This window comes from Streptacidiphilus jeojiense, from assembly GCF_000719095.1.
GTDB classification, from domain to species: domain Bacteria; phylum Actinomycetota; class Actinomycetes; order Streptomycetales; family Streptomycetaceae; genus Streptacidiphilus; species Streptacidiphilus jeojiensis.
On the sequence record NZ_JOEH01000007.1, the window covers coordinates 165,316 to 177,196 of the forward strand.

An 11,881-nucleotide genomic window follows, 5' to 3' on the forward strand; every position below is an offset into this window, starting at 1 on the left:
GCCCGGGGGCTCCCGCCCGGATCGCACCGGGGGTTAGCACCACCCCGGGGGCTGCGAGACCGCTTCGACGGGAGCGACCGTCACCAGTCCCTTGACCGCGTCGGCGAGGTCCGTGTCCAGGGTGACCAGTGCGTCGCCCTGGAGCTGGGTGAGTGCGACGTACTCGGCGTCGAGGGTGTCGGGCCAGTCGAGCCGGTCGGCGATCCTCCAGGCGGTGGACTGCAGGGAACGGTCTCCGAGCAGTCGAATCCGCAGGGAGCGGACGTAGTCGAGACGGCGATCGGCGTCCTTCCTGGACATCTCGCCGCGGCGCACCGCCTGGTAAAGGAGCGTCAGCAGCTGGGAGCGGAGCAGCGTCGGTGCCAGGAGTCGGTGCTCGTCGGGGATCGCCGCCTCTGCCTCGGCGAGGCGCAGGGCCACGTCCGGAGTGATCACGTACTTCGTCGTGGGCGGTCTCCTCCTCCAGGGCCTACGCCAGCATCGTAGGCGGCGCCGCCCCGCTGCCTACCGCTGCGCCAGGGTGTGTGCCACCAGGGCGTTGGCGTGGCCGTGGCCCAGCCCGTGCTCGGTCTTCAGCCAGGTGACGAGTTCCATGTGCCTGGTCAGCGGGGCGGAGCGGATCAGCTCCGTCCAGTAGGCGATGGGTCGGCCGTACTTCTTCTCGATCGAGGGGAAGTAGCTGGCGGGGCCTTTCACCGGTGCCGTCATGGCTGGGTCTCCTTCTTCTCGGTGCGGTGGTTTCTCAGGTCAGACCGTATTCACCCGTCGAACTCATCTACGTCGGGCGCATGTCCTGCCGCGGTTTTCCGCACCCCGGCGGAGCCGATGGCCTGATCCTTGCGGATCATGACCTTCGGGCCACTGTCCCGGCAGCCGCGCAGCAGGCATCGTGGCCGTATGACCACGATGAACGCGATCAGCCAGAACAGCTACGGCGGCCCGGAAGTCCTGCACGAGACCGAGTGCGAGCGTCCGGTTCCCGGCCCCTCCGAGGTGCTTGTGCGGGTGAAGGCCGCAGGCATGAACCCCACCGACTGGAAGCACCGGCAGTTCCCCGGATTCCTGGACCGCCTGCCGCTGGTCCTGGGCTGGGACGTGTCCGGTGTGGTGGAGGGCGTCGGCATCGGGGTCACCATCCACGAACCCGGCGACGAGGTGTTCGGCATGCTGCCGTACCCGTACGGGGCGGGCTCCTTCGCCGAGTACGTGGTCGCACCGGCCCGCGCGCTGGTGCGCAAGCCGGCCGGGATCGACCACGTCCAGGCGGGCGCGATCCCGCTGGCCGCGTTGACCGCCTGGCAGGCGCTGGTGGACACGGCTGACCTGCGGCCGGGGCAGCGGGTGCTGATCCATGCCGCCGCCGGCGGGGTGGGCCACCTGGCCGTGCAGATCGCCAAGGAGCGCGGCGCCCATGTGATCGGCACGGCCAGCGCCCCCAAGCACGCGCTGCTGCGCGAGCTGGGGGCCGACGAGCTGGTCGACTACCGCAACGAGGACTTCACCGACATCGACCCGGTCGACCTGGTCCTGGACACCCTGGGCGGGGACACGGCCGCCCGCTCCCTCGAGGTGCTGAAGCCCGGCGGCCAGCTGGTCTCCATCGCGGTCCGCAACGTCCCCGAGGACCTGCCGGACCGCGCCGCCGAGCGCGGGGCCCGGGTCCGGGTCCTCCTGGTCGAGGCGGACCAGGAGGGGATGCGGGCGATCGCCGACCTGGTGGCGGCCGGCCGGCTGCGGGCCGTGGTGGAGGCGACGTTCCCGCTCGACCAGGCCGCCAAGGGCCATGCGCTCGGTGACACCGGCCAGGTCACCGGGAAGGTCGTCCTCACCCTCCCGTGACCCGCTCCCCCCTACTGGGTCACCTCGGTGCCCGGGCCGGTGTGCCGACCGGGGTGACCGTCAGGGTCTGCTCGGCGGCGCTGCGGGTGCCGCCGACCGGGTTGCCGGTGGTGTTGGTCCAGGTGCGGGTGGGGGTGGTCTCGGCAGTGCGTCCGGCGTTCGAGGACAGGCCGAGCACCAGGCCGCTGTAGCGGTTGACGAGCCGGTAGGTTCCGGCCGGGGAGGCGTTCCTGACGATGAACCACTGCTGGCCGACGGTTCCGTTGCCCGCGCCCAGGGCGGTGACGGTCGGCTTCGCCCCCCAGGCACGGCCGGCCTTGGCGGAGGAGTCGACGCCGAGCACCTTGCCGGTGGCGGCGTTGGTGATCCGGTAGGAGCCGTCGCCGTTGGCGCTGAACTTCCAGTTCTCCAGCGCCGATCCGGTCACGGCGGCGTCCGAGGTGGTGGCGGCGCCCTTGCCGGCCAGGGCGAGCACCCGGCCGCCCCCGCTGCTGATCCGGTAGCTCTTCGCCGGGTCGAACAGCGGCGCGGCGGGTGTGGCCGAGTCGATGGTGGTGTTGGCGTACTCGCCGTCCGAGCCGGCGCAGGCGATGGCGCAGTAGGAGCGGAAGGACTTGCCGACGATGGTGGAGCTGGTCAGGTTGGCGCTGTCGAGGAACCAGCGGTACCAGGAGCCGGAGGTGTAGCTGCCGGAGTCGCCGATCAGGTGCCACTTCTGGGTGGAGAGGTCGTCGGTGGCGTAGTACTGCTGCGGTTCGGTGCCGGACTGCTGCACGGTCTCGGGTTCGCCGATGTACAGGCCGAGGTAGGCGTCGTAGGTGATGTTCATGACCAGCAGCGGGGACTTGGACGGCAACTGGTTCGCCGCGATCTGCTGGTCGACGGTGCCGGCGTTGGCCGGGTTGTAGTCGTTGCCGACCGGGGTGTAGCCGCTGGGGTCGGCCGTGGTCGCCGGGACCATGTTGCTCTCCAGGCCGCCCACGCCGGGCTGCGACCAGGAGCCGTTGTACCACTTCTGCCAGGTGCCGGTCGCCATCTTGCCGGAGATCGGCGCGCGGGCGACGTGGGCCAGGCTGTCGGTGCTTCCGGGGGTGCCGGCCTTGGGGACGATCCGCGATCCGTAGTAGACGTAGAAGTAGCCCGACACCGAGTCGACGTACAGCCGCGGGTCGCCGTCGCCGTAGTCGAAGGTGCCGTTGGGGAAGGCGGTGGTGTCGCCGCGGGCGGTGCTGTAGGGGCTGGTGATGGCGTGGCCGGTGATGGTCCACACCTTGCCCTGGTCGGTGGAGACGGCGTAGTCGATGGCGTCGTAGTGCGAGAAGGAGTTGGCGCCGAAGGGCTCGGGGGTGAACTCGTTGTGCACCAGGCCGTACCAGTTGCCGGTGTCGGGGTCGACCCACACGCCCATCAGGTCGCAGTAGTTCTTCTGGGAGTAGCCGGAGCCGGCCGGGGCCGCGGTCGCGGTCTTCCCGGTGGGGCTGTTGTTGCAGCGGTAGGTGGTGTCGTTGTTCTTGTCGACGGGGTTGGCCGGGTTCACCGCGTCGCTGATCGCGCTGGACCGGGTGGCGGTGTCGAAGTTCGTGCCGGTGAAGAAGTCCCAGTAGCGGGGGTCGGTGCTGCCGTAGAGCGAGGCGGACTGCTGGAAGTAGAAGGTGCCGTTCTTGTCCAGGTAGGGCGCGGCGGGGGTGTCGGTCGGGTAGGCGTAGCTGCCGATGGAGCCGATGGTGACGGTGTATCCGGTGGTCGGCGGGGTCGCCGATGCGGGGGTGGCGAACAGGCCGGCGCCGGCCAGCGCCAGGGCGACGGCGCCGATCGCCGGGGCGGACTTCCGGTGGGGAGCGGACATGGTTCCTCCGTCAGGTTGTGCAGGGTGTGGGAGTGCCGGGTGTGGGAGTGCAGGGTGTGGTGGTTCGGTGCGGTGGCTCACCATTCGAGGACCAGCCACCCCCGGTGCGGCAGGTCCGTCTCCAGGTGCAGGCCGTCCGCGTCGGTGACGGTCCCGGCGGGCCGGGGTACCGCCAGCGGGCGGAGCAGGGTGGCGTGTGGTTCGGTGGGGGCCGCCGGCACGGCGATGTGCGGCCGGGCCGGGTCGGCGCTGCCGTTGGCGATCGCCAGGCGGGTGGTCCCGTCGCGGTGCGAGGCGTGCGGGATCAGGTGCGGTCCGCCGGTGACCAGCGGCAACTGCGGCCGGTCGCCCTCCAGGAACCGCACCGCGCGGTGCAGCAGCTGCTGTCCGCTGTCGTCGTAGGGCAGCTGGGCCGGGTCGGTGGCCGCGAGGACGGCCACCCGGCCGCCCAGGCGGTTGCGGAAGGCGGTGCGGCCGGAGCCCCAGCGCAGACCCTGCGGGGTCCGGATCTCGGTCCAGCTCTCGGTGTCCGGGCCGGGTTCCAGCCGGGCCAGGGTCGGCTGCATGTTGACGCTGAGCACGGCGCCGGTGTCCAGCACCTGCTCCTCGGCGTAGGGCCCGCTCGGGTCCGGCTGCTCACGCGGCATCAGTTCGACGCCGTCCAGTCCGAGCAGCGGTCCGAAGCCGCGTTCAAAGAGCACCGAGGCCGCCGTGCCGTCCAGCAGCAGGCCGCCGCCGAGCAGGCGGCGGATCTCCTGGTCCGGGAGGGCCCAGGCCGACTGGCCGAACAGGGCCTGCACCGGGGCCTGCGGGTCGGCGGTGACCGGGACGCCGTAGCGCAGCAGCAGGTCGGCCGCCGGTCCCGGGTCGACGGCCAGTTCGTCCAGGGCCTGCGGGCCGCTGCCCCGGGTGCGGACGTGCGCGGCGGCGTCCTGGGCGAAGGGCAGTCCGACCCCGATGGTCGTCTGGTCCCGGTGGTAGCGGGCGGCCAGCCAGTCCAGGGCAGGGCGGGAGCGGCGCAGCAGTTCGGTGACCTGGGGGAAGCGGGTGACCCGGCGGCCGTGCATGGGGTGCACGTTGAGCAGCAGCGCGTCCGAGCCGGCCAGCTGTGCGGCGGCCATCTCGGACCAGGTCTGGGTGTCGGACTTGGACCAGGCGGTGTGCGGCCAGTTCTCGATCTCCGGTTCGCTGTCGACGAAGCCGGGGCGCAGCGCACGCTGCAGTTCCAGGGACCAGACCTGCCGGCTCAGCTCGCGGGCCGGGGTGTCGGTGTAGGGGGCGAAGTGCGGCCGCTGCGCGGCCCGGCCGCCGATGGCGAGCGCGCCGTAGAGCTGCGCCCAGTCGCGGCCCTCGACCGAGGCCGCGTCCAGGCCCGAGCTCATCAGGCCCAGCCGCGAGCGGCCCTGCGAGCGCCGGTCGACCTCGGCGGCGACCGCGGCGGCCACCTCCAACTGGGCTTCGCGCCAGACCTGTTGCAGGACCGCGCGCCAGGGGTGCGGGCGGCCGGGGGCGGTCAGTGCCGCCGTCAACTCCTGCGGGGTGCCGTGCCAGCCGGTCAGGGCGGTGAAGCGCTCCAGCATCAGCGGTTCGAAGCCGCCGCCCCAGTGCAGCGGTGCGTGGTTGTGGTAGCGGAAGTCGTCCTCCAGCCAGAGCACCCGGAAGCCCAGCTCGGCGAAGCGCCCGTAGTGCGCGACGATCCAGGCGCGCCAGCGGGGGCAGGCGAAGGACGCCTGCGCGGTGGACACCTCCCCGTACGGGGAGACCATCGGGGCGAAGCCGAGCCGTCCCAGTGCGCCGCTGCGGCCCCGGTCGGCGTGGCCCACGGTGACCCAGGGGTTGAGGCTGACCTCCAGTCCGGCCGCCTCCAGGGTGTCCTTGGCCAGTCGGGCCGTCTCGAACCAGAGGTCCTCGGCGCTGCCGGTGAGGTGTCCGGCGAAGGACTCCTCGGCGCCGGTGAGCAGCACCACTTCGTCCACCTCGGCCTGCGCGCAGGCCTTGGCGAGCTCGGTGGCGTCGGCGGCGGTGCGGGCCGGGTCGGGGTCGGGGTGGATCTGGAATCTGAGGTGGTAGCGCGCGCGCATCCAGCTCCCCTTCATTTGACGCTGCCGGCGGACAGGCCGGAGCGCCAGAACCGTTGCAGTGAAAGGAACATGACGATCAGTGGGACCACCGACACGGCGGCCGCGGTGATCACGATGCTGAACGGCACCGCGTCGCCGATACCGCGCTGGGCCTGCCAGCCGACCAGGCCGACGGTGACCGGCTGCAGCTTGTCGTCGGCCAGCATCAGCGCGGGCAGCAGGTAGTTGGACCAGATGCCGACGAACTGGAACAGGAACACGGTGACCAGCGCCGGGGACATCAGCCGCAGGCCGATGGTGGCGAAGATGCGGACCTCGCCGGCGCCGTCGACCCGCCCGGCCTCGATCAGCTCGTCCGGGACGGAGGCCGCGGCGTAGATCCGGGCCAGGTAGACCCCGAAGGGGCTGACCATGCTGGGGATCAGCACGCCCCAGTAGGTGTTGACCAGGTGCACCGGCGAGAACAGCAGGTAGAGCGGCACGGCCAGCAGCGGCTGCGGCACCAGGACGGCGGCGAGCACGATGTTGAAGACAGTCTCGCGGCCCCGGAAGGCGTACTTGGCCAGCGCGTAGCCGGCCAGCGCGGAGACCAGGGTGCTGACCGCGGCGCCGCCGACCGCGTACAGGGCGGTGTTGAGCAGCCAGCGCGGGTAGATCGCGCCCTGCCGGGTGAACACGTCGTGCAGGTTGGACAGCAGGGCGAAGCGGCCGCTGAACCAGAAGCCGTTGCCGCTGAAGAGCGCCGAGTTGCTCTTGGTGGTGGAGACCAGCAGCCACCACACCGGGGCCAGGAAGTAGACCGAGACGATGCCGAGCACGCCGAGGGTGAGCCAGCGCGAGGGGTGCGCTGGCGCTGGCCTGCGCGCCGGGGTGGCCGGCCGGGTCGGTGCGGTCCTGGTGGACTGGAGCGTCGTCACAGCGCCGCCCCCCGTCGCCCGACCAGCTTCAGGAAGCCGAAGGAGAGCACGAAGGCGAGGGCTGCGAGGATGACCGACTCGGTGGCCGCGTAGCCGAAGTTGTTGTCGTTGACCGCGTTGTAGGCGGCGAAGATCGGGGTGTAGTTGCTGCTGAGGTTGGGGGCGACGTGCTGCAGCACGGCCGGCTCGTTGTAGAGCTGGGCGGTGCCGATGATGGAGAACACCGTGGTCAGCACCAGCGCCGGGCGCACGATGGGGATCTTGACGTGCCAGGCGATGCCCAGTGCGGAGCAGCCGTCCATCCGGGCCGCCTCGGCCAGTTCGGGCGGGATGGCCTGCAGTGCGGAGTAGATGATCAGCATGTTGTAGCCGGTCCAGCCCCAGGTGAGCATGTTGCCGATGGTCGGGGCCAGCATGGGCCCTGAGGTCAGGTCCAGGTGCAGGCCGAGCGCATGAGCGGCCGAGGTGATCGGGCTGAGGCCGGGGGCGACCAGGTAGGACCACATCAGCGCGCCGACCACCCCGGGCAGGGCGTAGGGCAGGAAGAAGGCCAGCCGGAAGAAGCGCTTGAACAACGTGCCCTTGGCGTCCAGCAGCAGGGCCAGCCCGAGGGCCAGGCCCAGCATCACCGGCACCTGCACCACGCCGATCAGCAGCACCCGCAGCAGCGAGCTGCGGAAGACCGGGTCGTGCAGCGCGTCGGAGTAGTTGCCGAGTCCGGCGAAGACCTTGGTGGGGGCGGACAGGCCGAGCCCGTCGCGGTGCATCTTGAACAGGCTCTGGTAGAGGGTGTAGCCGATGGGGGCCAGGTAGGCGACGGCGAACAGCAGGGCGAAGGGCAGCAGGAACGCGGCGGCGGTCCGGGCCCGCCGCCGCGCGTGGTGCGTGGTGGGCGTGCTGTGCGTGGTGGCGGCGGTGCTCATCCGGAGACGCTCATCCCCTGCTGCTTCAGCTGCGCGACGGTCTTGTTCTGCACCGTGGTCAGCACGTCCGGCATCCGGGTGCTGCCGGCGGCGCTGGTGCCGAGCCCGTCGCCCAGGTCGGTCGAGGTCTGCGTCATGGTCGGGCCCCACACCCAGGAGGTGTCGATGTGCGGGGTCTCGGCCTTGAAGACGTCGAAGACCACCTGGCCGCCGTAGAAGGGGTCCGGCGCGGACAGGGCCGGGTTGGACAGGCCCGAGGTGGCGGCGGGGTAGATCCCGGTCACCTTGATCAGGTTGCTGACGCTGGACGGGTCGGTGCTCATCCAGGTGGCGAACTCGGCGGCCTCCTTGGGGTGCGCGCAGCCCTTGAGCACGACCGTGGCCGAGCCGCCGTCGTTGCCGTAGACGGGGTTGGCGGCGTCCCAGACCGGCATCGGGGCGACCGCCCACTTGCCGGAGGTGCCCTTGACGCTGGAGGCCAGGATGGGCGTGTCCCAGACCGCGTTGACGTCGGAGAGGATCTTGCCGGCGGCCATGTCCTTGTAGAGGGTGGGGTCGTAGCTGGGGTCGGTCTTGAGCAGCTTCTTGTCCAGCAGGCCCTGCCAGTAGCCCGCGACCTTCTGGTTGGCGGGGCTGTTCAGGCTCACCTGCCACTGGCCGCCGCTGGTGCCGAACCACGGTGCGCCGGCCTGCCAGGCCAGGCCCGCGTAGTTGTAGGCGTCGTTGCCGAAGTCGCCCAGGTAGACGCTGGGGTCGGCGGCGTGCACCTTGGCCGCGTCGGCGGCGTACTCGGCCCAGGTGACCGGGGGCTTGCTGATGCCGTACTTGGCGAACAGGTCCTTGCGGTAGAGCAGGCCCATCGGGGCGGTGTCGACCGGGGCGCCGTAGGTCTTGCCGCCGATGGTCACCTGGTTCCAGGTCCAGGCGGCGAACTGGCTCCTGGCCGGGGCCAGGTACTGGGTGACGTCCATCATCGCCCCGGCGGCGGCGAAGCTGGGCATGGTCTCGTAGCCGACCATGCCCAGGCACGGTGCGTTGCCGGCCTGAGCGGCCGTCAGCATCTTGGTGTAGCCGCCCTTGGAGCCCGAGGGCGTCTTGTCGAAGGTGACCTGGATGCCCGGGTGGCTCTTGTTGAACAGGGCGACCGACTGCTCGTACCCGGGGGCCCAGCCCCAGAAGTCGAGCTTGACCGTGCCGCCGGCGCTGGACGGGCTCTGTGAGCTGCCCGTGCTGCCGCTGGAGCTGCATCCGCTCACCACGGCCATGGATGCGAGGGCGGCGCACAGTGCCACGGCGCGTATCTGACGACGTCTCACCTGAAGTCTCCTACGAGGTAGCGATCGAATAACTTGGCGTGCGAGGACTTGCGAACAGCCCGATTAATTAAAGTAGGATCATAACTAAGGCGGCGGAAGTCAACACCGCGGCAGAACTTTCAGTGCCGGACGACGGCGGGTAGGGAGTGAGCGTGAAGGCAGACCTGCGTGGGGGCGCGGCGCACGAGGTCGCGATGGCCGGCCCGTCCAAGCCGAGCGACCGGGCCTCGATCCGGCGCACCAACCTCGGCCTGGTGCTGCGGCTGCTACGGGACTCGGGCCCGCGCTCACGCGCCAGGATCGCCTCGGACACCGGACTGCCCCGGCCCACCATCACCGGCCTGATCTCCGAACTGGTCGAGCTGGGCCTGGTGCGGGAGGGGGCCTCCGAGCGCGACGGCTCGGTCGGCCGCCCCAGCCAGGCCGTCGAGATCGACGGGCGGACCATCTGCGGGGTCGGCGTCGAGATCAACGTCGACTACCTCGCCGTGGTCGCGCTCGACCTGCGCGGCGAGGTGGCCTTCCAGCGGCGGATCGCCGTCGACGTGCGCACCGCCGGCCCTGAGTCCGTCCTGGACAGCGCGGCGGCCCTGGTCCGCGAGGCCGAGGCCGCGGTCCAGGCGGCCGGCGCCCGGGTGGTGGGCGCGGCCCTGGCCGCGCCCGGGAACGTCGACATCACCGCCGGCCGGGTGACCTTCGCCAGCAACATCGGCTGGCGCGACGTCGCGGCGCTGGACGCGCTGCGCGACCGGCTGGGCCGGTCCGCGCCGCCGCTGCGGCTGGAGAACGACGCCAAGCTGGGCGCGATCGCCGAGTACCTGGTCGCCTCGGCCGCCGACATCCACGACCTGATCTACGTCACCGGCGAGACCGGCGTCGGCGGAGGCATCATCAGCGGCGGCCAACTGATGCGCGGAGCACGCGGGTTCGCGGGCGAGATCGGCCACATGCCGCTGGCCCCGGGCGGCCACCCCTGCGCCTGCGGCCGGTTCGGCTGCTGGGAGACCATGGTCGGCCTGGGCGCCCTGCTGCGGCACGCCTCCGACCCGGACGACCCGGTCCACGACCCGTCCCTGGACGTCGAGTCCCGGCTGGCCGACCTGCGCCGCCGCGCCGACGACGGCGACCCGCGCACGCTGCAGGCGCTCGCCCTGATCGCCGACGACCTGGCGCTGGGCGTCGCCCTGCTGGTCGACGTCCTCAACCCGCGCGCGGTGGTGCTCGGCGGCTACTTCGCGGTCTTCGCCGACTACCTGCTGCCCAGCGTCCGCGAAGGCGTCGCCCGCCGGGTGATGGCCCCGGAGTGCGGCGGCTGCGAGGTGCTGCCCTCGACCCTGGGCTTCACCGCACCCGCCCGCGGCGGCGCCTACCTGGCCCTGGACGCCGTCTACCAGGACCCCAGCGGCACCGCCTGACCTTGGCGTCCGGTTCGCAGCGGGTTCATCCTGGAAGGAGCCGACCGGACAGGCGGCGGGACCGCTGCGCTCCGGGCGGACCGCACCGAGCCGACGGAGATGTGTAGACCATGGCCACGTTCATCGATGTCCACCACGGCATGACCGGGATCACCGCGGAGCAGCTCGCATCGGCCCACCAGGCCGACCTCGCCATCGAAGCGAGCGAGAACGTCCACTTCAAGCAGGCCTGGGCGGACCCGGACTCGGGCACGGTGTACTGCCTGTCCGAGGCCCCGTCCGTCGACGCGGTGCAACGCGTCCATGAGCGCGCCGGGCACAAGGCCGACGAGGTCCATCCGGTCCCGCTCACGGTCTGAGATCTGAGGCCGGCGGACCCGGCCGGCGACCGTCAGGCCGACAAGGCCGCCCCCTCGCCGTCGGCATCCGCGGCGCAGGCGGCGGCCAGTTCGTCCAGGGAGACGTTCAGGGCCCAGGCCAGCGCGGCGATGGTGAAGAAGGCGGGGGTCGGCGCCCGGCCGGTCTCGATCTTCCGCAGCGTCTCCGCGGACAGCCCGGCCGCCGCCGCCACGTCCACCATGCTGCGCTCGCCGCGGGCCTGACGGAGCAGGGCGCCGAAGCGCTCGCCCCGCTGCCGCTCTTCCGGGGTCAAAGGAGTTCTCACCATGCCCGTGATACTAATACCGGTATAAGTATTGGGCATCACCGCATCGCAGGGAGCTTCCGATCCATGGTGGAGATCAAGACCGACAACGCGCTGGAGACCATGCGCGAGGCCGGACGCGTCGTGGCCAACACGCTCGCGGCGGTCCGCGGAACGGCAGCCGTCGGCGTCCGGCTGCGCGAGCTGGACGAGGCCGCCCGCGCCGTACTCGCGGCGGCCGGGGCACGCTCACCCTTCCTCGGCTACCGGCCGCCCTTCGCGCCCACCCCCTTCCCCGCCGTGATCTGCGCCTCCGTCAACGACGCCGTCGACCACGGCATCCCCGGCGACTACCGGCTCCGCGACGGCGACCTGGTCAGCATCGACTGCGGGGCCGAACTCGACGGCTGGACCGGCGACGCCGCCGTCAGCTTCACCGTCGGCACGCCCCGCCCCGCCGACCTGGAACTGATCGCCGCCACCAAGCAGGCCCTGGACGCCGGCATCGCCGCGGCCACCGTCGGCCACCGCATCGGCGACATCTCCCACGCCATCAGCAGCGTCGCCCGCAGGGCCCGCTGCGGAATGCCGACCGACTTCGGCGGCCACGGCATCGGCCGCCGGATGCACGAGGATCCGCACGTCCCCAACCACGGCCGCCCCGGCCGCGGCTACCCGCTGCGCCACGGGCTCACCATCGCCATCGAGCCCATGCTCATGGCCGGCGGACAGAACGCCTACCGCACCGACCCCGACGGCTGGACCCTGCGCACCGTCGACGGCAGCCGGGCCGCCCACTTCGAACACACCATCGCCGTCACCGAGGACGGCCCCCGCATCCTCACCCTGCCGTGACCGCAACCTAACTCGATCGTCCATTTGCCTATAAGCATTAGGCAAA

General features: G+C 71.6%; 12 protein-coding genes. 4 read left to right on the top strand and 8 right to left on the bottom strand.

The window, feature by feature from the left end; all coding sequences use genetic code 11:
* Positions 1-33: 33 nt before the first annotated feature.
* Both IF29_RS0110830 and IF29_RS0110835 read right to left on the bottom strand, forming a co-directional pair.
* A complete protein-coding gene (locus IF29_RS0110830; protein ID WP_030252791.1) occupies positions 34-435 on the bottom strand; it encodes a type II toxin-antitoxin system VapC family toxin in 402 nt (133 codons plus the stop codon).
* Between the two features lie 69 nt (positions 436-504).
* The gene (locus IF29_RS0110835; RefSeq protein WP_030252793.1) at positions 505-708 is read right to left on the bottom strand and encodes a DUF4287 domain-containing protein; all 204 of its coding nucleotides are present in this window, start codon (positions 706-708) and stop codon (positions 505-507) included.
* Between the two features lie 198 nt (positions 709-906).
* On the opposite strand from IF29_RS0110835, the gene IF29_RS0110840 reads away from it, so the two are divergent.
* Positions 907-1,839: an NADP-dependent oxidoreductase gene (locus IF29_RS0110840; protein WP_030252794.1), complete on the top strand. Its 933-nt coding sequence runs from the start codon at positions 907-909 to the stop codon at positions 1,837-1,839.
* Positions 1,840-1,858: 19 nt separating this feature from the next.
* On the opposite strand, the gene IF29_RS0110845 is transcribed toward IF29_RS0110840, so the two are convergent.
* The 5 genes from IF29_RS0110845 to IF29_RS0110865 all read right to left on the bottom strand — a co-directional run bounded on the left by IF29_RS0110845 (position 1,859) and on the right by IF29_RS0110865 (position 8,922).
* Positions 1,859-3,685, bottom strand: coding sequence for an RICIN domain-containing protein (locus IF29_RS0110845; RefSeq protein WP_051725164.1), 1,827 nt, complete (start codon positions 3,683-3,685; stop codon positions 1,859-1,861).
* Positions 3,686-3,762: 77 nt separating this feature from the next.
* Positions 3,763-5,766, bottom strand: coding sequence for a hypothetical protein (locus tag IF29_RS0110850; RefSeq protein ID WP_030252797.1), 2,004 nt, complete (start codon positions 5,764-5,766; stop codon positions 3,763-3,765).
* Positions 5,767-5,777: 11 nt separating this feature from the next.
* On the bottom strand, positions 5,778-6,683 hold the full coding sequence (locus IF29_RS0110855; protein ID WP_030252799.1) for a carbohydrate ABC transporter permease: 906 nt from the start codon (positions 6,681-6,683) through the stop codon (positions 5,778-5,780).
* Positions 6,680-7,606, bottom strand: a complete 927-nt coding sequence (locus tag IF29_RS0110860; protein WP_037594839.1) for a carbohydrate ABC transporter permease — start codon at positions 7,604-7,606, stop codon at positions 6,680-6,682. The genes IF29_RS0110855 and IF29_RS0110860 overlap by 4 nt, the downstream gene beginning before the upstream one ends.
* On the bottom strand, positions 7,603-8,922 hold the full coding sequence (locus tag IF29_RS0110865) for an ABC transporter substrate-binding protein (protein ID WP_232242100.1): 1,320 nt from the start codon (positions 8,920-8,922) through the stop codon (positions 7,603-7,605). The genes IF29_RS0110860 and IF29_RS0110865 overlap by 4 nt, the downstream gene beginning before the upstream one ends.
* Positions 8,923-9,074: 152 nt before the next feature.
* Between IF29_RS0110865 and IF29_RS0110870 the strand changes: the two genes are divergently transcribed.
* Together IF29_RS0110870 and IF29_RS0110875 are read left to right on the top strand one after the other, a co-directional pair.
* Positions 9,075-10,337, top strand: coding sequence for an ROK family transcriptional regulator (locus IF29_RS0110870; protein ID WP_198037382.1), 1,263 nt, complete (start codon positions 9,075-9,077; stop codon positions 10,335-10,337).
* Positions 10,338-10,447: 110 nt separating this feature from the next.
* Complete coding sequence (locus IF29_RS0110875; protein ID WP_030252806.1) at positions 10,448-10,696, top strand: SCO4226 family nickel-binding protein; 249 nt, start codon at positions 10,448-10,450, stop codon at positions 10,694-10,696.
* A 32-nt stretch (positions 10,697-10,728) separates the two neighbouring features.
* Here the strand turns inward: IF29_RS0110875 and IF29_RS0110880 are convergent, their stop codons facing one another.
* Positions 10,729-11,004: a helix-turn-helix domain-containing protein gene (locus IF29_RS0110880; protein ID WP_030252808.1), complete on the bottom strand. Its 276-nt coding sequence runs from the start codon at positions 11,002-11,004 to the stop codon at positions 10,729-10,731.
* A gap of 63 nt (positions 11,005-11,067) precedes the next feature.
* Between IF29_RS0110880 and map the strand changes: the two genes are divergently transcribed.
* Entirely contained in the window at positions 11,068-11,835 is a 768-nt protein-coding gene (gene map, locus IF29_RS0110885; protein WP_030252810.1) for a type I methionyl aminopeptidase, read from the top strand.
* The last annotated feature ends 46 nt before the right edge of the window (positions 11,836-11,881 follow it).